Origin of the sequence: Kordia sp., from assembly GCF_045105435.1 — a bacterium.
Lineage (GTDB): Bacteria > Bacteroidota > Bacteroidia > Flavobacteriales > Flavobacteriaceae > Kordia.
Genome location: NZ_JBGCDL010000263.1, coordinates 18,740 through 45,026, shown reverse-complemented (window position 1 = coordinate 45,026; position 26,287 = coordinate 18,740). Strand labels below are relative to the sequence as shown.

27 protein-coding genes are annotated in these 26,287 nt (G+C 33.8%); 16 read left to right on the top strand and 11 right to left on the bottom strand.

Annotated features, from left to right (window positions below; genetic code table 11):
• Window positions 1–105 precede the first annotated feature (105 nt).
• Together AB8B65_RS13555 and AB8B65_RS13550 are read right to left on the bottom strand one after the other, a co-directional pair.
• Entirely contained in the window at window positions 106–498 is a 393-nt protein-coding gene (locus AB8B65_RS13555; RefSeq protein ID WP_405301646.1) for a hypothetical protein, read from the bottom strand.
• A gap of 19 nt (window positions 499–517) precedes the next feature.
• The gene (locus AB8B65_RS13550; RefSeq protein ID WP_405301645.1) at window positions 518–859 is read right to left on the bottom strand and encodes a hypothetical protein; all 342 of its coding nucleotides are present in this window, start codon (window positions 857–859) and stop codon (window positions 518–520) included.
• Between the two features lie 128 nt (window positions 860–987).
• Here AB8B65_RS13550 and AB8B65_RS13545 point away from each other — a divergent pair, with 128 nt between their 5' ends.
• Window positions 988–1,446 (top strand): nuclear transport factor 2 family protein, encoded by a 459-nt coding sequence (locus AB8B65_RS13545; RefSeq protein ID WP_405301644.1) that lies wholly within the window; start codon window positions 988–990, stop codon window positions 1,444–1,446.
• A 126-nt stretch (window positions 1,447–1,572) separates the two neighbouring features.
• Here the strand turns inward: AB8B65_RS13545 and AB8B65_RS13540 are convergent, their stop codons facing one another.
• Complete coding sequence (locus AB8B65_RS13540; RefSeq protein WP_405301643.1) at window positions 1,573–2,991, bottom strand: L-serine ammonia-lyase; 1,419 nt, start codon at window positions 2,989–2,991, stop codon at window positions 1,573–1,575.
• A 186-nt stretch (window positions 2,992–3,177) separates the two neighbouring features.
• Window positions 3,178–4,059, bottom strand: coding sequence for a Brp/Blh family beta-carotene 15,15'-dioxygenase (locus tag AB8B65_RS13535; RefSeq protein WP_405301642.1), 882 nt, complete (start codon window positions 4,057–4,059; stop codon window positions 3,178–3,180).
• A 100-nt stretch (window positions 4,060–4,159) separates the two neighbouring features.
• On the opposite strand from AB8B65_RS13535, the gene AB8B65_RS13530 reads away from it, so the two are divergent.
• Together AB8B65_RS13530 and dnaK are read left to right on the top strand one after the other, a co-directional pair.
• Window positions 4,160–4,891 (top strand): bacteriorhodopsin-like, encoded by a 732-nt coding sequence (locus AB8B65_RS13530; protein WP_405301641.1) that lies wholly within the window; start codon window positions 4,160–4,162, stop codon window positions 4,889–4,891.
• 281 nt (window positions 4,892–5,172) lie between these two features.
• Entirely contained in the window at window positions 5,173–7,083 is a 1,911-nt protein-coding gene (dnaK, locus tag AB8B65_RS13525; protein WP_405301640.1) for a molecular chaperone DnaK, read from the top strand.
• Window positions 7,084–7,208: 125 nt separating this feature from the next.
• Here the strand turns inward: dnaK and recQ are convergent, their stop codons facing one another.
• Both recQ and AB8B65_RS13515 read right to left on the bottom strand, forming a co-directional pair.
• Window positions 7,209–9,314: a DNA helicase RecQ gene (gene recQ / locus AB8B65_RS13520; RefSeq protein ID WP_405301639.1), complete on the bottom strand. Its 2,106-nt coding sequence runs from the start codon at window positions 9,312–9,314 to the stop codon at window positions 7,209–7,211.
• A gap of 358 nt (window positions 9,315–9,672) precedes the next feature.
• Window positions 9,673–10,317, bottom strand: coding sequence for an alpha/beta hydrolase (locus tag AB8B65_RS13515; RefSeq protein WP_405301638.1), 645 nt, complete (start codon window positions 10,315–10,317; stop codon window positions 9,673–9,675).
• A 76-nt stretch (window positions 10,318–10,393) separates the two neighbouring features.
• Here AB8B65_RS13515 and AB8B65_RS13510 point away from each other — a divergent pair, with 76 nt between their 5' ends.
• The 5 genes from AB8B65_RS13510 to AB8B65_RS13490 all read left to right on the top strand — a co-directional run bounded on the left by AB8B65_RS13510 (window position 10,394) and on the right by AB8B65_RS13490 (window position 15,084).
• Entirely contained in the window at window positions 10,394–10,813 is a 420-nt protein-coding gene (locus AB8B65_RS13510) for a hotdog fold thioesterase (protein WP_405301637.1), read from the top strand.
• 11 nt (window positions 10,814–10,824) lie between these two features.
• On the top strand, window positions 10,825–11,916 hold the full coding sequence (locus AB8B65_RS13505) for a chorismate-binding protein (protein ID WP_405301635.1): 1,092 nt from the start codon (window positions 10,825–10,827) through the stop codon (window positions 11,914–11,916).
• A 34-nt stretch (window positions 11,917–11,950) separates the two neighbouring features.
• Window positions 11,951–13,699 carry a 2-succinyl-5-enolpyruvyl-6-hydroxy-3-cyclohexene-1-carboxylic-acid synthase gene (gene menD / locus AB8B65_RS13500; RefSeq protein WP_405301633.1) on the top strand — a complete coding sequence of 583 codons (1,749 nt, stop codon included), beginning with the start codon at window positions 11,951–11,953 and terminating at the stop codon, window positions 13,697–13,699.
• A 93-nt stretch (window positions 13,700–13,792) separates the two neighbouring features.
• Window positions 13,793–14,137, top strand: a complete 345-nt coding sequence (locus AB8B65_RS13495) for a DUF2853 family protein (protein ID WP_405301632.1) — start codon at window positions 13,793–13,795, stop codon at window positions 14,135–14,137.
• A gap of 116 nt (window positions 14,138–14,253) precedes the next feature.
• A complete protein-coding gene (locus tag AB8B65_RS13490) occupies window positions 14,254–15,084 on the top strand; it encodes a S1 RNA-binding domain-containing protein (RefSeq protein ID WP_405301631.1) in 831 nt (276 codons plus the stop codon).
• 80 nt (window positions 15,085–15,164) lie between these two features.
• On the opposite strand, the gene AB8B65_RS13485 is transcribed toward AB8B65_RS13490, so the two are convergent.
• The 4 genes from AB8B65_RS13485 to AB8B65_RS13470 form a co-directional block, all read right to left on the bottom strand.
• Window positions 15,165–15,335 carry a hypothetical protein gene (locus tag AB8B65_RS13485; RefSeq protein WP_405301630.1) on the bottom strand — a complete coding sequence of 57 codons (171 nt, stop codon included), beginning with the start codon at window positions 15,333–15,335 and terminating at the stop codon, window positions 15,165–15,167.
• Between the two features lie 172 nt (window positions 15,336–15,507).
• On the bottom strand, window positions 15,508–16,239 hold the full coding sequence (locus AB8B65_RS13480) for a LamG domain-containing protein (RefSeq protein ID WP_405301628.1): 732 nt from the start codon (window positions 16,237–16,239) through the stop codon (window positions 15,508–15,510).
• 72 nt (window positions 16,240–16,311) lie between these two features.
• A complete protein-coding gene (locus AB8B65_RS13475) occupies window positions 16,312–17,556 on the bottom strand; it encodes a hypothetical protein (protein ID WP_405301627.1) in 1,245 nt (414 codons plus the stop codon).
• Window positions 17,557–17,587: 31 nt separating this feature from the next.
• Entirely contained in the window at window positions 17,588–18,709 is a 1,122-nt protein-coding gene (locus tag AB8B65_RS13470) for a C1 family peptidase (RefSeq protein WP_405301626.1), read from the bottom strand.
• A gap of 92 nt (window positions 18,710–18,801) precedes the next feature.
• Here AB8B65_RS13470 and AB8B65_RS13465 point away from each other — a divergent pair, with 92 nt between their 5' ends.
• Window positions 18,802–19,641, top strand: a complete 840-nt coding sequence (locus AB8B65_RS13465) for a 1,4-dihydroxy-2-naphthoyl-CoA synthase (RefSeq protein ID WP_405301625.1) — start codon at window positions 18,802–18,804, stop codon at window positions 19,639–19,641.
• Window positions 19,642–19,875: 234 nt separating this feature from the next.
• Window positions 19,876–20,478: an outer membrane protein gene (locus tag AB8B65_RS13460; protein ID WP_405301624.1), complete on the top strand. Its 603-nt coding sequence runs from the start codon at window positions 19,876–19,878 to the stop codon at window positions 20,476–20,478.
• Between the two features lie 163 nt (window positions 20,479–20,641).
• Here the strand turns inward: AB8B65_RS13460 and AB8B65_RS13455 are convergent, their stop codons facing one another.
• Window positions 20,642–21,460 (bottom strand): DUF695 domain-containing protein, encoded by an 819-nt coding sequence (locus AB8B65_RS13455; RefSeq protein WP_405301622.1) that lies wholly within the window; start codon window positions 21,458–21,460, stop codon window positions 20,642–20,644.
• Between the two features lie 141 nt (window positions 21,461–21,601).
• Here AB8B65_RS13455 and menA point away from each other — a divergent pair, with 141 nt between their 5' ends.
• The 6 genes from menA (at window position 21,602) to AB8B65_RS13425 (ending at window position 26,286) form a co-directional block, all read left to right on the top strand.
• Window positions 21,602–22,540, top strand: coding sequence for a 1,4-dihydroxy-2-naphthoate octaprenyltransferase (menA, locus tag AB8B65_RS13450; RefSeq protein ID WP_405301621.1), 939 nt, complete (start codon window positions 21,602–21,604; stop codon window positions 22,538–22,540).
• A gap of 108 nt (window positions 22,541–22,648) precedes the next feature.
• The gene (locus tag AB8B65_RS13445; RefSeq protein ID WP_405301620.1) at window positions 22,649–23,326 is read left to right on the top strand and encodes a metal-dependent hydrolase; all 678 of its coding nucleotides are present in this window, start codon (window positions 22,649–22,651) and stop codon (window positions 23,324–23,326) included.
• Between the two features lie 93 nt (window positions 23,327–23,419).
• The gene (locus tag AB8B65_RS13440; RefSeq protein ID WP_405301619.1) at window positions 23,420–23,758 is read left to right on the top strand and encodes a four helix bundle protein; all 339 of its coding nucleotides are present in this window, start codon (window positions 23,420–23,422) and stop codon (window positions 23,756–23,758) included.
• Window positions 23,759–23,806: 48 nt separating this feature from the next.
• Window positions 23,807–24,853 carry an o-succinylbenzoate synthase gene (locus AB8B65_RS13435; protein ID WP_405301618.1) on the top strand — a complete coding sequence of 349 codons (1,047 nt, stop codon included), beginning with the start codon at window positions 23,807–23,809 and terminating at the stop codon, window positions 24,851–24,853.
• A 3-nt stretch (window positions 24,854–24,856) separates the two neighbouring features.
• The gene (locus tag AB8B65_RS13430; RefSeq protein ID WP_405301617.1) at window positions 24,857–25,795 is read left to right on the top strand and encodes a CPBP family intramembrane glutamic endopeptidase; all 939 of its coding nucleotides are present in this window, start codon (window positions 24,857–24,859) and stop codon (window positions 25,793–25,795) included.
• An 89-nt stretch (window positions 25,796–25,884) separates the two neighbouring features.
• A complete protein-coding gene (locus AB8B65_RS13425) occupies window positions 25,885–26,286 on the top strand; it encodes a DUF2500 domain-containing protein (RefSeq protein ID WP_405301616.1) in 402 nt (133 codons plus the stop codon).
• Window position 26,287 lies beyond the last annotated feature (1 nt).

Genomic DNA, 26,287 nt, shown 5'->3' with positions numbered 1-26,287 from the left:
TGAAACTTTTTCTGTTGTGAAAAAGCATCATCTTGATTTTGAGCTGTTAGTGTAAAACTAATACAGAAAAAGAAGAGTAGATATTTGTACATATATTTTTATAATTTAATTAGCATCGATTCGCTTGTAAACAGCCGATCTTTTTAAAATTCCTCTTCTATTCGGATAGAAAAAGAGTAACTTTTTGTCTTTTATTTTTACTGTCCAAGAGAAAAATGATTCTGGATTATCTTTGTTTTCTGTTAGAATGAAAAATTTCCCTTTTCGAATAATGAAACCTTTTGAAACTCTAGGTGTATACTGTTTGTAGTTTTTCCATTCTTTTTTATTGTCAACTTGATAATTTTTACTTGTGTAAGTTGAATCTGAATGAATACTAATTTCTCTAATAGAATATGAATAATCTGGACCGCTACTATGACCGTGCGCCAAATAAGTTCTGTCTTCATTTTGACTGAAACTATGAGTGAAGAACAATAAAAATAGGATTGATAGCATCGATTTCATTCAAAATTAATTACTGAATATATATCACAACTTCATAATAATAGCTTGCATACAACCAAGTAAGAAACATATATGGAAGTGTTCCAAAAACAAAAAATAAATGGCGAAATTGAAAAATATTGAGTTTTCCTTTCAAATAATACTGATTCGCTATTTCGAGTAAAATTCCAACAGAATATAAAATATTAGCCATAATTGCCCATAAAATAATTCCAAAAAAATCTTCCAAGCCAAAAGTATGCGGAATGAAAGTAGCTACTGAGGCAGCGCCGACAATTCCGAGAAGAATATTAAAAACAATCCGTTTCTTTTCCCACCAAGAAATAGTATTTTGTAATGCTAAAGAATCCATATTCATATACTTAATAGAAGTAAAACTAGTTAAATTGCTTGTGAATTGATCTGTTAAAATCTTAAAACTATGGTAAAATTTGACTGATTTTGATTTATTTACGCTAATTTTCTAAAAAATCAATCCACATGAAACCTTATATATTCCTTTTAATTTTAATAGTAAGCTTTCGCTTGAATGCACAAACGGACGACGAAAAAGCGGCAAAACAAGCGGTTATTCAATTCTTTGAAGGCTTTCATAAAAAAGATTCAGTCATGATGCAAGCTGTGGTTCACAAGGATTTAATTCTACAAACTACATTCACTACAAAAAGTGGAGAAGCTGTATTGCGAAATCAACCCGCGGATGGTTTTATAAAAGCGGTTGTCACCAGACCAGACAGTCAAACGTGGAATGAAAAAATTCTTTCCTATAATGTACAAGTTGATGGCAATATGGCAAATGTTTGGACACCGTATGAGTTTTGGCTCAATGGAACGTTTTTACACTGCGGCGTAAATTCGTTTCAATTATTCAAAGACAACGGACAATGGAAAATTATCTATCTAATTGATACGCGACGTAAAAAAGGATGTAAGGAGTAGCGTTTAGATTGGCTTTGCCATATAAACCACTTTGCTGTTAGATTGTTTCAAACACGATTTGGATTTTTGTTTGAAACTTCTTCGATACATTTACAAATCAACAAATCAACAAATCAACAAACAAACCTAACAATCCGCAACATTCACACCAACGGCCAATCCGCCTTCGGAAGTTTCTTTATACTTAGAATTCATGTCTTTTGCAGTTTCCCACATGGTATTGATAACTGTATCCAACGGCACTTTTACATCTTCCGGATTGGTTTCCATAGCTAATTCTGCTGCATTAATTGCTTTAATAGCGCCCATAGAATTTCGTTCAATACACGGAACTTGTACCAAACCGCCAATAGGATCGCAGGTCATTCCCAAATGATGTTCCATGGCAATTTCGGCAGCAATCATCACTTGTTCTGGCGAACCTCCATACAACTCTGTCAATGCGCCAGCTGCCATGGCAGACGAAACACCAATTTCAGCTTGACAACCGCCCATAGCAGCAGAAATTGTTGCGCCTTTTTTGAAAATACTTCCAATCTCACCAGCAACGAGTAAAAAACGTTTGATATGACTAAAATCTGCTTTGTGATTTTCAATCACCAAATAATACATTAAAACGGCAGGAATAACGCCTGCACTACCGTTTGTTGGAGCAGTTACGACACGACCTAAAGAAGCATTTACTTCATTTACAGACAGCGCAAAACAACTTACCCATTTAAAAATTTGACGAAATCGCACGGTAGTTTTCCGAATTGTTTGCAGCCATTCTTCTGGAGAAGAATACGGCAAATCACCTTTTAATTTTTGATGAATATCATACGCTCTGCGTTTCACATTCAGTCCGCCAGGCAAAATACCTTCTGTATGGCAACCTGTATACATACATTCTAACATGGTTTTCCATACGCGACGCAATTCGGCATCAATTTCTTCTGGAAAGCGTAATAAAGTTTCATTCAACAGTACAACTTCAGAAATCTTCTTTTGTTCTTTCTCACAAAAATTAAGTAAATCAGTTGCTTTATTGATTGGAAAAGGAAAAATACGAATTGGATGATCGGTGTCATCGTGCGTTTCATTTTCTTTAATTACAAATCCGCCTCCAATAGAATAAAATGTAGAAGAATGTATCTTATGGTTTACAATGGCATGAAATGTAATTCCGTTTGGATGAAATGGTAAAAAATCACCATTAAAAATAATGTCTTTACTTGGTGTAAATGGAATATCTTTCTCTTGATTAAAAGATAGCATTTGTTTTTCAGTAATAGTTTCTACAATCGTTGGAATACTTTCGGTAGGAACGGTTTCAGGATCGGCACCGTACAAACCTAGGAGCACTGCCAAATCTGTGGCATGTCCTTGTCCTGTTAATGACAACGAACCAAATAAGTCAACCTTAATAGAGGTTACATTATCAAAAAGGTCAGCAGCTTTCAGTTCTTTAATCCAACTTTCGGCAGCACGCCATGGACCTAAAGTATGTGAACTCGATGGACCCACACCAATTTTTAGCATATCAAAAACACTAATATATTCCATAATTAATATAATTACTTCTGTGCGGTAAATATACTTTTATTGTTTGAAATTAGCGAAGATTTATTTTTTTTTCAAACGTTTTCGTAAAATAGTAATGCTGACTGCTATTTTACGCGGTTTTACAAGAGATTGTCAATAGATTTAGTAGTGATTTTACAGCAGAAAATTGCAAAGGTATTTTTCAAGTTATTCCTTCATTCGCTTCATTACCCATGTATGTGGAGCGGTAACAGCAAATAAGATTAAAAATAGAACCGTATTAAAAAGCTGTGTATCTAAAAAATAATAGGCAGTAACCAATCCAACAATACTTAAAACCCAATAAAAAAAGGCGGCTTTAAAATATTTGGTAACTGAATGTTTACTCTCTTTACCAAATAAAAATCGTATTTGATCGGTAATGGAAGGAATACTATGCCAAAACACAAAATAAACAGCAAAGCCAAAAATTAAAGATCCAGTTTTAAACACTAAAAACAAAACGAATAAGTACAGTAACTCTTTAAAGTAATTAATCTTTATCGGAATCTTTTTATAGTTTGAATACACAGGAATTAAAAGAAGAAGAACAGACAAAACGATCAATACATACTGAACTAGTTTCAAGCTTATTTCAGTAGCAGTCAAATTTGAAAGAATATTATTTACATCTTCAATATTTTCGTGAAAGAGTAATGCAAAAATAAACAATCCATAAATTGCATATACAAATCCTCTCAACTTTTTAAATGATACGATCTTTTTTTCTAAATGTTGCTCTCCAAAATGATACGCACTTAGTAAAATAAAAGCAAGCATTGCAATAAAAGGAACAACTGCATAGGTGAGCATGCAAAACAGAATAATCATCAAATAAACAAATAACGACTGCCCAAAGCTATTTTTCTTCACTTTCTTTTTTTGCAGGATATTCAAATCATTTGCGCCATGAATAATTCCTAAACTCAAAACAAAAATATAAGCAATAGTATCTTCAATTACCTCTCCAAACTGAATACTGATCCAGAATAAGAAAAACGTAATAATTATCATAAAATCTTGATAATCTACCTTAAAAAACTGCTTCATATTGTCAAATTTACATTTTTTTTACTTTTGTTTAAGATTTTAAACCAATAGTTAAACAAAAACTAGAAAAATCAATTATTAATTAATCAAATATATAGTTATGAATTATTTATTAAACTTACCTTTTGTTGCTAAAATGGCACCGGACGATTACGTAGGGTTTACATTTTTTGTAGGATGTATGGCTATGATGGCTGCTTCAGTTTTCTTCTTTTTATCAATGAATAATTTCGATAAAAAGTGGCGTACTTCAATCCTAGTGTCAGGACTTATTACATTTATTGCGGCTGTACATTATTGGTATATGCGCGATTATTGGGCTGCCTTTGAGGATTCGCCAACATTTTTCCGTTATGTAGACTGGATTTTAACAGTACCTTTAATGTGTGTTGAATTCTACTTGATCTTAAAAGTTGCAGGAGCTAAAAAATCACTTATGTGGCGTTTAATCCTATTATCTGTTGTCATGTTAGTTACAGGATACTTAGGAGAAGCAGTATACAGAGAGCAAGCTCAAATTTGGGGACTTATTTCTGGTATAGCTTATTTCGTAATTGTGTATGATATTTGGCTTGGTAGTGCAAAAAAATTGGCAGTGGAAGCTGGAGGATATATTTTAAAAGCACACAAAACTTTATGTTGGTTTGTATTGGTAGGTTGGTCAATTTATCCAATTGGATATATGGCAGGAACACCAGGTTGGTATGATGGAATCTTTGGAGGTTTATCATTAGATGTTATATATAACATTGGAGATGCTATTAACAAAATCGGTTTCGGTTTAGTAATTTATACTTTAGCAGTAAATGTGTCTTCTAAAAAAGAAGCATAAAAGTTACGTAAATACAATATATAATAAGGTCTCGAATTTCAATTTAGAAATTCGAGACTTTTTTTATCATACTTTTCAAAGAAGAAATCATGCTAGTGTACATTCCTAATTACAATTTATGACAACCTGTCATTAATTTTTGCCACAATCAGACAGCAATCTGACAAAATTTATTCATTTAAGTGTTGGCATAGTCATTGACTTATTACAGACAAATTAGAAAAGCAAAAAGTTAAAATAAAGTATAACACAACACAATAGATAAAAGTTTAAAATAAGTTATGAGTAAAATTATTGGAATCGATTTAGGAACTACGAACTCATGTGTTTCTGTAATGGAAGGTAACGAGCCAGTAGTAATTGCAAATGCTGAGGGAAGAAGAACAACTCCTTCTGTTATTGCTTTTGTTGAAGGTGGAGAAATTAAAGTTGGAGATCCTGCAAAAAGACAAGCAGTAACCAATCCTACAAAAACAGTTTATTCAATTAAGCGTTTTATGGGGAACAAATTTTCTGAATCTTCAAGAGAAGCAGGACGCGTTCCTTACAAAGTAGTAAAAGGAGACAACGATACACCTAGAGTTGATATTGACGGACGTTTATACACACCACAAGAATTATCAGCAATGATTCTTCAGAAAATGAAGAAAACTGCCGAAGAATTCTTAGGACAAGATGTTACGGAAGCTGTAGTTACCGTTCCTGCATACTTTAATGATGCACAACGTCAAGCAACAAAAGAAGCTGGAGAAATTGCCGGTTTAAAAGTAAGAAGAATTATCAATGAGCCAACTGCTGCGGCATTAGCTTACGGATTAGATAAAAAAGGGCAAGATCAAAAAATTGCTGTTTTTGACTTTGGAGGTGGAACGCATGATGTTTCTGTCTTAGAATTAGGTGATGGAGTTTTTGAAGTATTAGCTACAGACGGAGACACACACTTAGGAGGTGATGATGTTGATGAAAAAATCATTAACTGGTTAGCAGATGAATTCAACAAAGATGAATCAATGGATTTACGTAAAGATCCAATGGCGTTACAACGTTTGAAAGAAGCTGCTGAAAAAGCGAAGATTGAATTATCTAGTTCTTCAGCTACAGAAATCAATTTACCTTATATTACAGCAACTGCAAGCGGACCAAAACACTTAGTGCGTTCATTATCAAGAGCTAAATTTGAGCAATTAATTGACGATTTAGTAAAAAGAACAATCGAACCTTGCCAAACTGCCTTAAAAAATGCAGGTTTATCCACAGGAGATATTGACGAAATTATCTTAGTTGGTGGATCAACACGTATCCCAGCAGTACAAGAAGCAGTAGAAAAATTCTTCGGTAAAAAACCAAGTAAAGGAGTAAACCCAGATGAGGTTGTTGCCGTTGGTGCAGCAATTCAAGGAGGAGTTTTAACTGGAGATGTAAAAGATGTATTATTATTAGACGTTACACCACTTTCATTAGGAATTGAAACAATGGGGAATGTAATGACGAAATTAATTGATGCGAATACTACAATTCCAACAAAAAAATCGCAAGTATTCTCAACTGCAGCAGACAATCAACCATCTGTGGAAATTCACGTATTACAAGGTGAACGTCCAATGGCAGCACACAATAAAACAATTGGTCGTTTTCATTTAGATGGAATTCCACCAGCACAAAGAGGAACTCCTCAAATTGAAGTAACATTCGATATTGATGCGAACGGAATTATCAATGTTTCTGCAAAAGATAAAGGAACAAATAAAGAGCAAAACATTCGTATTGAAGCTTCTTCAGGATTGACAGAAGAAGAAATTGCGAAAATGAAGCAAGAAGCAGAAGCAAATGCAGAAGCGGATAAGCAAGCAAAAGAAACGGCTGATAAGTTAAACAGCGCAGATTCTATGATTTTCCAAACAGAAAAGCAATTGAGCGAATTTGGTGACAAATTATCTGATGATAAGAAGAAGCCAATTGAAGACGCTTTGGAAGAATTAAAGAAAGCGTACGAAAGTAAAGACATCGCTGTAATTGATCCTGCTTTAGAGAAAATCAATGAAGCTTGGAAAGTAGCAAGTGAAGAAATGTACAAAGCACAAGCGGATGCACAAGGTGGCGCAGGACAACCTGGACCAGATGCTTCTGCTGGAGGAGATGATGATAAAGATGGAGAAGACGTACAAGACGTAGACTTCGAAGAAGTCAAGTAGCCTGTCTTGAGCGAAGTCGAATAGATAGACTTCGAAGAAGCCAAGTAATCCTAACAATATATACAAGTAGAAAAGCAGCTCAATTGAGCTGCTTTTTTTATGAATTTAAAGTTTTGAATGAAAAATTATGCTTTTTCTTCTTCTTGTAAAATTGCCAAACCAATTCGGATAACATCATACGAAATGGCTTCCTGAAAATGTTCAAAATAGGGTTTTAAAGCTTCTGGATTTTCGAGTTCACTTTTTGCTTTTCGGATGCTTTCCAAGTCGTGCTTGTCAATAAACTGATGCATATTTATATTTTTTCCAGCATTGTATAGTTTGAAAATATGTGAAAAAATAGTTCCGTTAGCAAGTTTTCGTTCTTGAGCAATTTCTTCAACAGATAAACCTAATTGGTGCAATTCAAATGTTTTTTGTGTCGTATCAACTTTGCGTTTTCGTTTCTTTTCGCTTGTAAAATTGATAATTTCTTTGATAAAATCGTGTCCGTAATTCATCATTTTGGTACGACCAACACCACTAATTCTAATAAATTCTTCGTCAGACATTGGGCGTTCGGCTTCCATTTCACGCAAAGTGGCATCATTAAAAATTTGATACGCAGGAACTTTTTCTTCTTTGGAAATTTTTAAACGCAATTCACGCAAACGCTCAAAGAGTGAGTTTTTAGATGCTTTTGTTTTCTTCTTTTTTGTTTCTTCTATTATTTTTTCGACTTCCACCAAATTCGCTAAATCTACTTTTTTACCTTCAAACAACACATCTTTGGCAAAATCGGTGAGTTTTAGTTTATTATTTTGATGGAACGCAATTTCCAAATATCCCAAATTGATCAATTGCGTAATGTACTGTTTCCAGTCGAGCCAAGCGATATCTTTGGCAATTCCGTAGGTTTTTAATTCTTGATAGCCTTTTTCGTGAATTGTAGCATTTTGTGCGCCACGCAATATGTCAATCACAGTGCCAATAGGTTCTTGTCCTTTAACACGCGCTACGGCAGATAAGGCTTTTTGCGCAATCATAGTTCCATCAAAAAACTGTGGCGGATTCGTGCATACATCACAATTTCCACAATCTTCACTAATTAATTCACCAAAATAACTCAGTAAAATTTTTCGGCGACAACTCAGTGCATCTGCATACTCTTTCATACGATCGAGTTTTGCCAATTGTACTTCTACATTTCCAGAACCTTCGGCAAATTTTTTTAATTGTATCACATCGCTATAACTATGAAAAAGTAAGGTGTTAGATGGCAAACCATCACGTCCGGCACGACCAATTTCTTGGTAATATCCTTCAATGTTTTTTGGTAAGTTGTAGTGAATTACCCAACGTACATTCGATTTGTCAATTCCCATTCCAAAAGCAATCGTAGCACAAATTACTTGTGTAGTATCATTGATGAAACCTTCTTGAATTTTAGTGCGAAACTCATGACCAATTCCTGCATGATAGGCAACCGCATTTATATTGGCAGCTTGTAACTTTTCGGCAACTGTTTCGGTAGCTTTTCGACTCAAACAATAAATAATTCCGCTCTCATTTGGACGTTCGTCTACAAAATTGATAATTTGCTTGACGCGATCGTTTCCAGGACGCACTTCTAGTTTTAAATTCTTTCGATCAAATGACGCAACATGTTGTGTAGCCTGCGAAATATTCAATTGATTGGCAATATCTTGTCGTGTAGCTTTATCGGCTGTAGCAGTTAAAGCAATTAATGGAACGTTCGGAAAACGGTTTTTTAAATAGCCAAGTTTGGTATACGCTGGTCGAAAATCGTGTCCCCAAGAAGAAATACAATGCGCTTCATCAATAGCAATTAAACTGATGGTTTGACTGCTGAAAATATTTTCTAAATACGTTAAACTTTCAGGAGCCGTGTATAGTAACTTAATTTCACCTTTGTCAATTCTCGTATAAATTTCTTGTTGTTCACTTTCGGTTTGACTGCTATTCAAATATGCGGCTGCAATTCCGTTTGTAGTCAATCCGTCCACTTGATCTTTCATCAAAGCAATCAATGGCGAAATGACAATCGTTAATCCTTCTAATAAAATAGCGGGCAGTTGAAAACAAATTGATTTCCCGCCACCTGTGGGCATAATTACTAAATTATCTTCCCCTTCAAAAATTGAGGTGATAATTTTCTCTTGAAGCGGTCTAAAGGTATCGTATCCGAAATATTCTTTTAAAGTTTTTGTAAGTATAGTTGGAGCTATCATAGCTTACAAAGAAAGAAAAAAAAATGTGAGTTTAGAGGTATTAATATGCTTTAGCACATTCTTTTTATTCGTTCAAAATACTGAGAATACAAAGTAATTGAAATTGCAAAAGTGTGTGTGTATTTTATTTTCAAAGATAATGTGTTGATAATGAATGAAATGAAAAACGCATCACTTATAAAAGTCATGCGTTTTTTTAGGTTGGTTGATTATTATAGATGAGACTGAGCTACTTTAGGTTTTTTAGGAAAACTAAAAATAATTGCCCAGTAGTGGATTTCTAATTGTAAAATTATATAAAAAAAATACAAATGAATTACGTGATCGCCTTACTAAAGGTAGGTAAGTCCGTTACATTTTATGACTTTAACAGCATTTCTACTACGTTTCTTGATACTTTGTGAGTGCCTTCGTATGTTTTAAAAATGTAGTTATTACCAAATAGCAATTCCATTTTTTCATGTTCTTGCTGCATGCGTGCTTCGGTAAAATACTCGTCTTGCAATCCTACGATGTTATATATTTTTGTTTTATTTGGGTTGATATAGGCAAAACCTTCCGAAGTTAATTCTGTGGGAATGCTTCCTGCATAAATATACAAGCGATCACACGGAATTTTATAGCGCGAAACCCAACGTAATGCCACTGAAACTCCTTGCGAAAAGCCCAATACATAAAAATTCACATGATCGGGAATTTTTTCTGCATGATAAATGGCGTTCAAATTTGCCATTACATTCGTAATTTCTGTCTGTGTGTTTTCGCGTGTTAGCCAGCTTGCACCAACATGTTTGTATTCGTTTTTTAAATAATATTTAGAAGCTGCTTGTGGCGCAATGATGTAATTTTCTTCGGCATTCAGTTGATCGAAATATTTAATAAAATAACGACTCAAAAAACCAATTCCGTGACATACAAACCAAACATGCTTCGTTTTTTCAGTCAAGACATTCATCGTTGAATACGTATTTGTAATTTGGTATGTAATTTCTTTTTCTTCCATTAGTACATATTATGCTTCGGGTTTCGTATTTTTGCAACTCTAAAAAGTAGTCGATAAATTTTTATAAATATATCAAATGAATTTCAATAAAGAAGCAATTTTAGCGCAACTCAATGCAATTGTCCCAAACACCTTGTTAGAAACCTTAAAAATTTCCTACACCGATGTTGGCGATGACTTTTTAACGGCTAAAATGCCCGTAAACCCAAGTGTGCATCAACCACAAGGTTTATTACACGGTGGCGCAACAGTTGCGCTGGCAGAAACTGTTGGAAGTACCGCTTCTCATTTGTTTATAGACGCTTCAAAATACAAAGTAAAAGGATTGGAAATTTCAGCCAACCATTTAAAAAGTAAAAAAGAAGGTGAAGTATTTGCTACAGCACGATTTATTCACAAAGGAAGAACAACACATCTTTGGGAAATTAGAGTTGTTGATGAAGAAGGCAATTTGATTTCACTGTGTAAATTGACCACAATTGTTTTAGCGAAGTAACTCAAAAAAATATGTTAGCAAAGCTATCAGCACAGTATCAAAAACAACTTCCTTTTGTTGCATACAGAAGCCCAAAAGCTACAGCTGTAAAACTGGTTTTTCAGCATACTAACGAATTGCATACCGTTTCAAATTTTACGGAAAGCGGCTTTGTTTTTGCACCTTTCGATGATACAAAAAGAACAATTCTGATTCCTTTTGATGAGGTGCATTTAGGTTCTTTGAGCAAGTTTGGTGCAAATGAAACGGCTAACGCGTCTATGAAACCATCTGCGGAAGCGGAAAAAAAACACTTGCAATTGGTCAAAAAAGGAGTAGAGTCAATTCGGAACTCTGAAATTGAAAAAATAGTTCTTTCACGCAAAGAAGAAATTGATTCAACAGTAGCTCCAATTATACTATTTGAACGCTTGCGCGAGAAGTATCCAACGGCGTTTGTGTATTTGTGGTACCATCCGAAAGTAGGAATGTGGGCAGGTGCAACTCCAGAAACTTTAATCAAAGCCAACGGAAATACAATTGTTACCATGTCCTTGGCGGGAACTCGGAAATTTGAAGAAAATACAACAGTTGCTTGGAATCAAAAAGAAATTGAAGAACAGCAAATTGTCACAGATTATATTGCAGATCGTTTAAAAAAATGCACAACCAATTTGTCGGTAAGTGAAGCTAAAACCCAGCAAGCAGGCAGTTTGGTGCATTTATGTTCTATAATTTCGGGAAGAATGACTTCACAAGTAAATATTGGCGATATTATTACCACATTACATCCAACACCAGCTATTTGCGGATTCCCGACAGCAGCGGCAAAATCGTTTATTTTACAGGAAGAAAATTACGATCGCACCTTTTACACAGGCTATTTGGGCGAATTGAATGTGAAAGAAGAAACGGCAAGAAACCGAAATCGTAAAAACCAAGAAAACAGTGCGTACAGAACCGTTAGAACATATTCAGAGTTGTACGTAAATCTGCGTTGTATGGAGTTAACTGACACAAAACGAATTCTTTATATTGGTGGCGGAATCACTAAAGATTCTGATCCTGAGTCGGAGTGGCAAGAAACAGTTGCCAAATCGCAAATAATGAAGCGAGTATTATAAAAAATGCGTTGAAAGTCGTATTTTTACTTTTCGAATGATGTACTCAAAAATCCCACTAGCACAAACATTAGTTTCGCTTTGTATTGCCAAAGGTATCCACCATGTTGTGATTTCCCCAGGATCGCGAAATGCGCCGTTAACGTTAAGTTTTTCGCAGCAATCAACGATACATACATATAGTATTGTTGACGAACGCTGTGCCGCTTTTTTCGCTTTAGGAATGGCGCAACAATTGGGCAAACCTGTGGCAGTGATTTGTACGTCAGGTTCGGCAGTTTTAAATTATTATCCCGCAATTGCGGAAGCGTATTACAGCAATGTTCCTGTGGTTGTGATTTCGGCAGACAGACCCGAATATTTGATTGATGTTGGTGATGGACAAACGATTCGACAGAAACATGTGTTTAAAAGTCATATTAATTATGAGGCGAATTTAAAGCAAGATATTACCCATAAAACCACAATTTTAGCAGAAACGCATCAACTTTCTCCAGAAATGGAGCGCGAACTGCAAAAAAATATCCAAGCATATAACGAAAAAGAAATCAATTTGGCATTGAATACAGCTGTTGAAAAAAATGGACCTGTACATATTAATGCGCCATTTGATGAACCTTTGTATGATATGCAAACGGAGCAAACGGTGTTTCCGAAAGTAGATGAACTTGTTGTAAACAATGCGATTGCACAGCAAGAAATAGCGAATGTCGCTTCAATTTGGAGTAATTCCACACGAAAAATGGTGTTGGTTGGTACATTGCCACCAAATACAATTGCGAAGAAATATTTAGAAATTTTAGCGAATGATCCGTCTGTATTGGTTTTTACAGAAACGACTTCTAATTTGCGTGATGACACCTTTTTTAATAAGATTGATCAAATGATTTTGCCTATTGAAAAGAGTGAAGCCATGTTGGAAAAATTTCAGCCAGAAGTATTATTGACTTTGGGCGGAATGATTGTTTCTAAGAAAATTAAGGCAATTCTGCGGAAGCGTCAACCAAAACATCACTGGCATATACATGAAAATAGCGTATTTGACACGTTTTTTTGTTTGGAACATTTCTTTAAGATGAATCCGAATCACTTTTTTGAGTTGTTTTTTGAACAGGCAAATACTGTTAAAAGTTCGTATAAATCGTTTTGGAATGCTATAAAACAAGAGCGTGAAGAAAAGCATGAAATCTATTTAAAGCAAATTAACTTTACAGATTTAAAAGCTTTTGAAGCAATTTTAGGAACATTGCCGAGTTCAATTATTTTGCATTTAGGTAATAGTTCAACGGTTCGTTATGCGCAATTGTTTGAAATTGATGCAAGTATTGAATTGTTTTGCAACAGAGGAACCAGCGGAATTGATGGAAGTACATCTACAGCGATTGGAACTGCTGTCATTGCAGAAAAGCAAACGGTTTTAATTACAGGCGATTTGAGTTTCTTTTACGATAGTAATGCGTTATGGAACAACTATATTCCGAAAAATTTTCGTATTATGCTGGTAAATAATAGCGGAGGCGGAATTTTTAGAATTCTTCCAGGAAATAAAAATACGGAGAATTTTGATACGTATTTTGAAACCATTCATCCGCACACGGCGAAACAATTGGCAGCGATGTATCAGTTTGAATATAGTACAGCTTCTGATAAAATTTCGCTTCAAACTGAATTGCAAACGTTTTATAAAGAAAGTGAAAAACCTAAGATTTTAGAGATTTTTACGCCTCGAATTGAAAATGATGGTGCGTTAATCGATTATTTTAAGTTTTTCAACGAAAATAAATGATAAGAATTTTTCAAAAAGTTAAAATATAGCATAACACTATATTTTTGTACAGATATTATTAATCAACTTTTACAATTAAAAATTAAGACAATTATGAGCAAGAGAGACGAGCTAATTACAAAGTACGTTGCTGATTTAAAAGACAAATGTGGAGTTACTCCAGATATGGATTTATTAACAAAAGTAACTATCGGATGTGGACCTGCAATTTATAACAAAGATGCAGCAACTGTTTCAGGATCAGACGAGACAGAATTAGCAACCGTAAAAAACAATTTCTTAATCAAAAAATTAGGATTAGCTGATAGCGCAGATCTAGACAAAGCCATTGACGCAGTTATGGAAAAGTACGGTCGTTCTAACAGATCAAAATATAGAGCTGTTGTATATTACTTATTAACAGTTCATTTCGGAAAAGAAGCAATCTACAACAAATAAGATTGTATTTTAATACTATTATTAAAATCCCTTTCGAAAACGCCATCTTTGTCACGATGGCGTTTTTTTATTGTAAAACATTAGATAAAACGTACCTTTGACCGAAATTTACCAATATGATTCACTTAGGACAACTTAATACATTAGAAATTTTACGAGAAACGCCACCAGGACTTTTCTTGGGCGATGATGAAGGAAATGAAATTTTGTTGCCAAATAAATACATTCCAACTTCTTTTGAAATAGGAGACAAACTGAGTGTTTTTGCTTATTTAGATAGTCACGAACGTCCCGTTACTACGACGCTAAAACCGTATATGAAAGTCAATGAATTCGGCTTACTTCAAGTAACTGCATTGAGTGATTATGGTGCTTTTTTAGATTGGGGATTGGAAAAAGATTTGTTTGTTCCGTTTAAAGAGCAAGCGCGTGATATGGTTGAGGGAAAATGGTATGTTGTGTATTGTTATTTGGATGAAGAAACAAACCGTTTGGTTGGTTCAAGTAAGACAAATAAGTTTTTGAGTAACGAAGAATTAACTGTAGAACGTTTTGAGGAAGTTGATTTAATGGTGTCTCGTTTTACCGATTTAGGTGTTGAAATGATTATCAATCAAAAACACAAAGGTTTGGTATACCAAGATGAAATTTACAAAGAGTTGAAACTTGGTGCAAAACTGAAAGGTGTTATTTCAAAAATAAGAGATGATAATAAAATAGATATTTCTTTACAACATATTGGTTATAAGAATATTGAGCCGTCTGCGCAAGTAGTGTTGGATGCTTTACAACAAAATGGAGGAAGTTTACCTTTACATGATAAAAGTGATCCCGAAGAAATTAAAAATCGCTTAAAAATGAGTAAAAAGAGCTTTAAGAAAGCGATTGGAAGTTTGTACAAGCAAGAGCAAATTATTATCAAATCTGATGGAATTGAATTGAAATAATATTTTAATGTTACTTCAGATAAAATAATTAAAATGTAAATATATAAATAAGGCGAGTTGAAAAACTCGCCTTTCTTTTTTTAGCATGCAATTACTGAGCAAAATGATGTGTAACCACTTGTTCCGTCGTCACCGTCGCCAGATGGACCATCACAATACCTCCATGTTTTAGGTGGTCTTCCTCCTGATACGTTTGCTAGGTTTCCAATTACGTTTTTACGTAAGTTCAACTTTTTAATTTGTTTTTTCATAATGCATTTTTTAAATTCATAATAACCCAAACTTACAATGGTAAATCATTTAAAAAAAACAGTATAACCTGTGGTTTATGAATTGAATGCAACGGAATTATGATGCTTTAAATTTGACATAAAAAAATGCGCGTTGTACAAACGCGCATTTTTTAAATATATAATAGTCAGTTTATTGCTCGTATAAAAACGATACAAACTCTGTTGATTTTGCTTTGCTATAAATTCGAATATCATCGATACTTCCGCTAAACGGATTTTCTCCAGATCCATCATTTCCAATTAATAATGGTAAGGTAGTTGTAGAAATTTCTCCTTTAATATATTTCATCAACGTAGGTTTTCCGTTAATGTACAAATACATCGTATCTCCTTTTAACGAGCAAGTAATCATATACCAAGTATCTTTCTCATAATCAAACTTTCGCAACTCATGCATAATTCCGTATGGTGCAATTGTAAAAACGATGTCATTCGTTACAACTTCTTCATCTTCTAATGGAGAATATCCAATAGAAATTCCGTAAGCAGCTTTTGTTTTTTGAGAATCTGAAACATTTTTATACAATACTTGTTGTAAATGAGAAGCGTTAGTTTTTACCCACAAATTAATCGTAAACTCGTCGCTGAAGTTTAAATGTTCATTCGCAGGAATGCGAATATGATCGTTAATACCATCAAATTTATAGGCTAAATCAGCGTTGCCAAAACGGTCAGCTGTAGTGCGTACACCTTTTCTGTGTGCGCTTACTTTATAAGCACTTAAATCGTCTGTATTTCCGTCAAGCGGATAGTACGCAACAAGACTTTCTGTAAGATCAAACTGTGGATCGTCTTCGTCAATACTGCAACTGCTAAAGGCTAAAAGCATTGCTAAACAGCTAATTAGATACGTGGTTTTCATGTGAAATCGGTTTTTTGTTGACTGATGATGTTAATGATTGTTTGAGTCACAAAAATGATACCAAACAGCAGATTATTTTGTTTGATGTGTGAATTCGGGAAATTTCTCCAATACATTTTTTTCAAATATTGGAATTGATGGCGGAAAAGGAATTTCTTTATTAAAAAGCGGATGATCGTATATTTTTAATTTTTGAATGTTTGGTAAAAGGAAGAAAACTTGATCATACATCTTGTAATATTCATGCGGATTGTAATCATGGAATTGATATTCTAAAATACTCATTCTATTGTGATACAGAAAACTATTATTATCACTAATCCAGTCTTCAGTTTTAAGTTTACTTAACTTATAAAACTCTTCCAAAATAAAGATCAATTCTGTCGCTTCATCAGATTTCGGAGCTACTTTTCTCAATTGCTCGTATGCTTGAAAAGGGAAAATATAAGTATATGAATCTCTTCTGCCTTTGTAATATCCTTTGAAATTGTGAATCAGTATTTTTTCAAGAATAATGGTGTCTAACGAAACTTTTTTATCTGCCTTAAAAGCCAATCGGACTTTCTCTAGCAACTCAAAAGCTCTTTTTGAACGAAATTCTTTTAGAGCATTTATAGTTTCTTCCGAAAAATGGATATTGTATTTTTCTGTAGCTTTTTTCAGTTCAGTATCTACATATTCAAATTCTTCAGCATGTATAATGTTAAAAGTTTTTTCTGAAAATTTAGTAGGCTTGATGTTCGTTATTGTAAAAAGAAATACTGTAAGTGTACCAATCAAAAAAGTACTTATAATCCACTTCTTAGCAACGAAATGTCGAGAAACTTCTGTCCAAGCAACAAAGAATAAATACAAAGGAATTGTAAAGAAGAGACTTGTGTAATTTATAGGTCTATCTGCTTCCGTAAAAGTTTTACCAAATACAAAAAAACGAATGTAAACTATCGCTGCATATAATACTAAATAAAATATGAATAGCGAATAATTCGATATTCGAAGTGATATATTTTTACAAGAACGCTGATAACGAAATGTTGGTTGCATAAACCAATGACGAATCATCATTGTAACTCCCAAACTAAATGACGTTGCTGCTAAAAAAGGTGTTTCAAAAAAGGATCTGTCTTTTGTTTGTAATGGCAAATCTCCATCCATGGAAATGTTGAATAGATTCATAAAATCTAACAAATAAAAAATAAAAAGATAGAAAACAACAGCGTTAAAAACACCCAATAAAATACCGATCCAAAATTGGAGTTTTCCAATAATAGCGATGGATAAACCTTGTTTAAATTGTATTCTTTTTTGTTGCTTCATGCAATTATATGTATGAAACAAACCATGAATGTTACAGTCCTAATTTTTTACGCAATGCTTTTGGAAGTGCATCTTTATGAACCATTACAGAGATTGTTTTCAGTTTAAAAAAAGCTTCACTCATGTGTACATGTCCATCATTTGGAATGCGTTCAGTATTACTTCCCCATGAGTTTTTTACACGAAAATATTCATTTCCGTTTTGGTCAGTAGCTATTCCTGTAATGTGCATTAAATGATCGTCTGTAGTGGTGTAATTTTCAAATTCATCTTGACGATAATTAGCTGTAATTGTTTTTTCTTTGAGCATTTTTCCTGTAAAACTCTTTCTATCTTTAATCATTTTTTCAGGAATCGTTGCTACTGCATATTTTGCAGAAAATGAAGCTTCCGACACATCGCAATCCAACTCAACAGTATAACCAGTTTTCAAAGCATTTTTAGTAGCTGCAACCAATTCATCTAAAGTAACATTGTAAAAACTTCCGTTAGAAAAGTTATCAGGAATATTTAAAACAAACGATTCATAATACGGTTGATGTGTAAAAGAAGTAATCGTTACATAATCATCCGGATTTAGCTTTGTCATTGCCAAAAATGATTGTGGCGTATATGTTTTTCCTTCAAACTTAAAAGATTCAGTTCGTTTTCCTAAATAAATATCCAACACACTTTCTATAGCAGGTTTCCAGTTTTTAGATAATTTTTTTCCAGGATTTTTAATGTATGCATTTAACATTGCTTTTAAAACCGAAACCATTTCCGCATGATTGTGATTGCTTTGCAACGCTTGTAAACCTGTATATGCGCTGTTAGGAACCAATCCGTTTGCTTTTACCGCATTCATAACATCATGCGCCAATCCGCCTTCGCTAAATTGTGCTTTTCCTTGTCGCATCACATAATTCCAAGCTTTTGTAGGATAGGTGTTTCGTACATTAAACATTTCCGAAATATCAATCTGTTTTCCTGTCAATCGTATGATTTCAGATTCTAAAAAAGAAGAAGCCGAAAAACTCCAACACGTTCCTGTGCGTCCTTGACTTATTACGGGAGTTGCTTCTAAATCTACAGTTGTTTTAAATTCATAATCTTGTGCAAAAGTAGAAAGCGTAAAACAGACTAAAAAAGCGGATAAAAGTATTTTTTTCATGGAAAATGATCGTTTTAAATTACAAGAATTTGAATAAAGAAATCCTTGAAAACTGTGTAAAATGAATTATTTTTACGCAAAATACTAAAAATATGAGTAATCCAGACTGGAAAACGGTAAAAGAGTACGACGATATTACGTATAAGAAAGCGGATGGCGTTGCCAGAATTGCTTTTAACAGACCTGATGTGCGAAATGCATTTCGTCCGCATACTACAAGCGAATTGTTAGATGCTTTTAGAGATGCGCACGAAGATATACATATTGGAGTCGTTTTACTGTCTGCGGAAGGTCCATCGTCTAAAGATGGTGTGTATTCTTTTTGTAGTGGCGGCGATCAAAAAGCACGCGGACATCAAGGATATGTTGGACAAGATGGTTATCACAGATTAAATATTTTAGAAGTACAACGTTTAATTCGTTTCATGCCAAAAGCCGTGATATGTGTAGTGCCAGGTTGGGCAGTTGGTGGCGGACATAGTTTGCATGTGGTTTGCGATTTAACGTTGGCGAGTAAAGAACACGCTATTTTTAAGCAAACAGATGCTGATGTAACGAGTTTTGATGCAGGATATGGTTCGGCGTATTTAGCAAAAATGGTTGGACAGAAGAAAGCACGAGAAATCTTTTTCTTAGGTAGAAACTATTCTGCACAAGAAGCCTATGAAATGGGCATGGTAAATGCCGTAATTCCGCATGACGAATTGGAAAATACTGCGTTTGAATGGGCGCAAGAAATTTTGGCGAAATCACCAATGTCGATTAAAATGTTGAAATTTGCCATGAATTTAACGGATGACGGATTGGTTGGACAACAAGTATTTGCTGGTGAAGCCACTCGTTTAGCCTATATGACCGAAGAAGCCAAAGAAGGACGCGATGCATTCTTGGAAAAACGCAAGCCAAACTTTGATAAAAAGTGGATTCCGTGATTTTAAGTAGTATTGAGAATTGAGTTGTTAGTATTGAGCAGCTATTTCTGTCTACGCAGGAATTTATATCTTACGTGAATAGTCTAATAGAAACTAAATATTCTCCTTTACGTCATGCTGAACTTGATTCAGCATCTCATAAGGTAAAGAAAACTGAAAATTTCGACTGAAAACTAGCGGCTTTCAAATAATTCTATCAGAATATCGTTAGTAACCTATAAATCAATCATAAAAATGAAAAAACTAATCGTTAGTCTGTTTTTACTATGTTTTTACATGGGAATTGGACAAAATACAGATCGAAAATTTGAAATAGGATTGCATTATCCGCTTTCTACAGGTGATAATTTTATGGTATTTGCCTACGATGGTGTTGTTGGTTTAGACTTTAGATATCAATTTGCAGATACAGATTTGATTTCTCCAAAACTGGCATTTTCGGTAGATTATTTTAATTATAATTTTGTAGATGATGTCAATGGTGGCGCTTTTGTGTTGAAACCAAAACTTATTGGTGAATTCAACCTGAAAAGTTTGCCGCAATTAAAACCGTATGTTTCATTAGGTTACAGTATATTTTCAACTTCTTTGAATACAGGAAATACTAATTTCAGTTTTGGAAGTCCTGATCCTATAATTCAGCCAAATGGCGATCGTTTTACAGATTCGCAAAGTGGAATCAATTGGGGATTTGGCGCAGCTTATGATCTTTCGGATACATTTTTTGTTGAGGTTTCTGCCGATTTTATAAAGTTAGATTTGGATGGAAATACGTCTGGAAATCGCTATAATGAGAACATTCACACTGTAAATATGGGCGTTGGAATTCGATTTTGATAGTTAGAAGTGAGTCATTAGTATTGAGTATTGTAACGTTTCAAATGTCGATTCACTCGAAGTGATGTTATCTGGTTTGAAGAATTGAGTTTCTTGAGTCGAAGCAATTCAACATTTAAAATCTAACATTCAACATTTCTAAAAGCAAAGCAAGTCTAAAAAACTACTGTTTTTTCTTAACCACAAACGTTTCCCAACCATCATAGTTTCCATTCATTTCTTTGGCAAGATTGATGAGTTCAGTTGTGAATTTCATTGTATTATCTAACGTCACCGAATTGTCTCTGTAGAATTTTACTTCGTGTGGAAATTTATCATTTTTGACTTTCTTTTTATAATCAATCGTATACGAAAGTTTTTCTACGGCATCTGCAAATAAATTCATTTCATTGATACTAGAAAATGTTGCGAAATGCTCTATTTTTCTGGGTTTAGTTACATCATCTCCGATATTTTTGAGTTGAACTACTGTATCGCGATTCGACATAAAGTTTCTAATTTCATCATTCGGATATAAAAAATTGATGTACAAATCCCACGCAGGATCAGATTTTACATAGACTTCATATTTTTCTCCGCGAAACTTATTTCGAAATAATTTATCAATATGGCGTTCAATATCGGAAGCATCTTTCACATAGTAATATTCAAAACGACTTCCATCAAACATAAATGAACCTACATATTTGCTATCAGAAACAGATTTCATTTTTTCAGAAATCGCATTTTTAATGGCGTACAATTTTTTCAATTTATTCCCAATGGGAAAATCACTTTCTTTCGTGACTCTGTACTTAATCTTCACATAAAAAAGAAAATCATATCCGTTAATTGGCGCTTTTTCAATCAAATCCATTCGCAAATTTGTAGAACTCACGCCTTTTTCTTGTTTGGCTTGATAGGTATTCCAAACTTCCGTTTCTTGCGCGTGCACAAAATGGACTGAAATACATAGTAAAAAGATGCGAAAAGCTAATTGCATAAATTAAAAGATAAAACTTCTTGCAATGTAAGTAAAACTAGGAATTGCGCATAAAATTTAATAGAATATTATGATTAAAAACCGCTCAAGGTCTTTTTCATTATTTTTATAAAAGCGTATATTTACCAAAACTTAGTGTACATGATAAAACCATGGCTTGCTGCTGCCCGATTACGAACTTTACCTTTGTCCATTTCTGGAATTATAGTTGGTTGTTCGTTGGGGAATACTTACAGTAAATTATATCTTACAGACTATTTTAGTTGTTGTTTTGGTTGTCCTCCAGTTTGGAAATCGGTACTTTTTTGGTTATGTATTTTAACGACGATTGGTTTTCAGGTGTTATCAAACTTTGCCAATGATTATGGCGATGGAATTCGTGGTACAGACGATGATAGGGAAGGAGAACAGCGCATGGTTGCTTCGGGAATTATTTCGCCAACCCAAATGAAAAACGCCATGATTATTACGGCAATTATTACACTTTTACTTGCTATTTCGGTAATTTATGTTGCTTTTGGGAGCGAAAATTTTAGCTATTCTATTCTGTTTTTATTCTTAGGAATTACCGCTATTATTGCTGCTGTGAAGTATACAGTTGGTAAAAGTGCGTATGGATATTCGGGTTTGGGCGATATTTTTGTATTTCTTTTCTTTGGATGGTTAAGTGTCGTAGGAAGTTATTTTTTATATACAAAATCATTGAATTTTGAGATTTTTTTGCCTGCAACTGCGATCGGATTGTTAAGTGCAGCCGTATTAAATTTGAATAATATGCGCGATCGTATCAAAGATAAAGCACACGGAAAAAACACCTTAGTTGTAAAAATGGGAAGTCAGAATGCGAAATTATATCATTATGCGCTCATTTTAGGTGCTTTAACGTGTTCTTTAATCTATGTGAACTTTAATAAAAATAGTTCTTATGAAAGTTATATATTTCTAATTGCTTTCATTCCTTTGGTGATGAATATGATTGTGGTTGGAAAAAATATCATTCTCAAAGAATTGGACCCAGAACTTAAAAAAGTTGCCTTGAGTACTTTTTTGTATGCACTACTATTTGCTATTTTTAATTGAAAATACAGAAGATAAGGTAGAACTAATAGAAACTTTATAACTCTTGAAACGCTTGTAAAAACAAAGCGATTTATAAAATTTTACACATTTAAAAAACTAATTATTATTATGACAATAACCTATTTAGGACACGCATCATTACACATAGAATTTGACGAAATCAGCATTATTGTTGATCCGTTTATCAGTGGAAATCCACTCGCAGCTGCTATTGATGTAGACGAATTGGACGCAGATTATATTTTGGTCACTCATGCACATCAAGATCATATTTTAGATGTGGAAAAAATTGCTAAAAATAATGGCGCAATGATTATTTCTAATTATGAAATAGCTGCACATTACAGCAATAAAAAGTTTAATACATTTGGTATGAATCATGGCGGAACGTATAAAACACAGGCGTTTTCGGCTAAATATGTAAATGCTATTCATACATCTTCATTTCCAGATGGTTCGTATGGTGGACAACCAGGAGGATTTGTGTTAACAGTTAAAGGAAAATCAATTTATATTGCCGGAGATACTGCGTTGACGTACGATATGAAACTCATTCCGCTTCAAACAAAACTCGATTTGGCTATTTTGCCTATCGGTGATACGTTTACAATGGGCGTAGAAGATGCAGTGTTAGCAAGTGATTTTGTAGCATGTAATAAAGTATTGGGCTATCATTACGATTCTTTTCCTCCAATAACAATTGATCATGATGAAGCAAAACAAAAATTTTCAAACGAAAAGAAAGAATTGATTCTACTTGAAATTGGTGGCACTTTGAAAGTGTAGTTTTGGGATGTTTGTATATTAGTATATTGGTATTTTAGTAGTATCTAAGGCTATTATTTATAATGATTTAAAAATTAGTTATTAAAATTTAATATGCATCGATTTAAAGAATTAGAAGTGTGGAAATCGAGTAGGATATTTTGTAAATCTATTTATGAAGTTACCGCTGACTTTCCAGATTATGAAAAATTCGGATTGATAAGTCAATTAAGACCTGCAAGTACCTCAATTGCTTCTAATATTGCAGAAGGAGCTTCAAGAAGATCTAATAAGGATTTCTATCGATTTTTAGAAATAGCAATAGGTTCAGTATATCAAATAGAAACACAATTACTCATTGCAACAGATTTGAGTTTTATAAAACTAAAAGATTCAGAAAGTCTTTTAAGTCAACTCGAATCCATTATAAAAATGTTATCACTCAGACGGTAAAAAATACCACAATGCGATACGAACCTACCAAAATACCAGCATACTAGCATGAAAGCAACCTATCACAAACATATTTTAGATTTTAAACGTCCAAGTGGAACATCGCGCGGGATATTGAAACAAAAAGAAACTTGGTTTATTCAGATCGTTTCAGAAGACAAACAAGGAATAGGAGAGTGCGGAATTTTACGAAGTTTGAGTATTGATGATGTGCCCGAATATGAAAAAAAGTTACGTTGGACATGCGACAATATTCAATTAGGAGAAGAAGCTTTGTTACAAGAATTAATAGCGTTTCCGTCAATTCAGTTTGGTGTAGAACAAGCGTTTCGATCTTTAAATGCAACAACACCTTTTTTATTGCATCCATCCGAATTTACGGAAGGAAAAGAAGCAATTGATATCAATGGTTTAATTTGGATGGGCGACGAAACGTTTATGAAATCGCAAATAAAAGACAAACTCGCAGCAGGTTTTTCGTGTATAAAAATGAAAATTGGCGCGATTGATTTTGAAACTGAAATCAAACTATTGCAAAATATTCGCAAAGAATATTCTGTAAACGATATAGAATTACGCGTAGATGCCAATGGAGGATTTACACCAAAAAATGCGTTGGAAAAACTAAAACGCTTGTCCGAATTGGATTTGCATTCTATTGAACAACCTATCAAACAAGGACAATTACAAGAAATGGCACAACTTTGCGAAGTCACACCATTGCCAATTGCACTTGATGAAGAATTGATCGGTGTTTTTCATCCATCTGACAAGAAAAAAGTCCTAGAAACCATTCAGCCACAATTCATTATCTTAAAGCCTAGTTTGGTTGGTGGTTATGCCGGAAGTAACGAATGGATTTCATTAGCAGCCAAACAAAATATTGATTGGTGGATTACCAGTGCGCTGGAAAGTAATATAGGTCTCAATGCCATTGCACAATGGACGCATACATTGCAAAGTAAGTTGCCACAAGGTTTAGGAACTGGCGGTTTATATACTAATAATTTCAATTCGCCACTCATCATACAAAATGGAGCATTGCATTATGATACTAATTTGATGTGGAATGTTCCATACATAAAAAACACTTAAAATATGTTTATACAACAAGCTTACAAAGGAGATAACGCTACTTGGAAAGTTATTATGACAACCATATTGACACTTGCAATTTTTGTTGCAAACATCATTTATGTGTTTTTTGGCGATGTAGATGCTATAAAACAAGCGGAAGAAGCTGCCAAAAGTATAGAGAGTAACAATTTTATGTTTGCACTTAACCTATCGTTCTTTGTTTTTTTACTGTTGATGCTTTTTGGCTTGGTGCTTTATTTGCACAGGCGAAGTTTGGTATCGCTGACAACAGCGCGCAGTAAAATTGATTTAAAACGAATTGCCTTTTCGTTCGGATTGGTATTTTTATTAGGAATTATTGCTTTCGGAGTAGAATGTTACCTGTATCCAGGAATGGTTACATTTGATTTTAAACCTGTAAAATTCATCATTTTAATTGTATTGTGTTTGATTCTTTTTCCGTTTCAAATTGGCTTTGAAGAATATCTTTTTAGAGGATATTTTATGCAGCAAATCGGAATTATCGCAAAAAACAGATGGTTTCCGTTACTAGCAACTTCGGTATTATTTGGTTTAATGCATTCGGCAAATCCTGAAGTAGCTGAAATGGGCGGAATTACAATGATTTTTTACATTGGAACAGGTTTGTTTTTAGGAATTATCACCTTGATGGATGAAGGATTAGAATTGGCTTTAGGATTTCATTTTGCAAACAATTTTTTAGCAGCAACATTGGTTACGGCAGATTATTCTGCGTTACAAACCGATTCTTTATTTAGGTATACTTCTCAAGAAAGCAGCATTTCATTTGCGAGTATTTTAGTTCCGATTTTAATTGCATATCCAATCATTTTGATCATTCTGGCTAAAAAATACAAATGGAATAATTGGAGAGAAAAGTTGCTTGGTCGCGTGCCAAGTGCTTCAGAAACGACTGTTGCGGTTGAAGCGCCATTTTAAATTTTTTAAATTTGCGTGTAACGTTTTAAAGTAATGCATGTCTTACAAAGTGATTTGTATATTTTTCAATAACTAAAAAATAATTTTTTATGAACGATTCTCAATTTGATATGCTTTTTACCATCATGGTCATTGTCATTGTTGTAGGTACAGTTAGTGTGATTTTTAAAAGTATCAATGAAAAATTACTCAATAGCAAAGCTCCTGTGCTAGAAATTCCTGTAAAAGTAGTGGATAAACGCGTGCAAGCACGTAAAGGAAGTGAAGACCATTATAATGTATTTAAAGTTACGTTTGAAGATTTAGATACAAATGAGCGACATACATTCAAGCTTTCTGAATCAAAGTTTGACAAAATTGCACAAGATGATATTGGCTATTTAAACTATCAGCGGAAGCGTTTCCATTCTTTTCAACGTGATAAACTTGCCGCCGAATTTGAACAAGAAGCTACTAAAAAAAGTGACATGCAGTTTAAAATTGAAGAGTAAC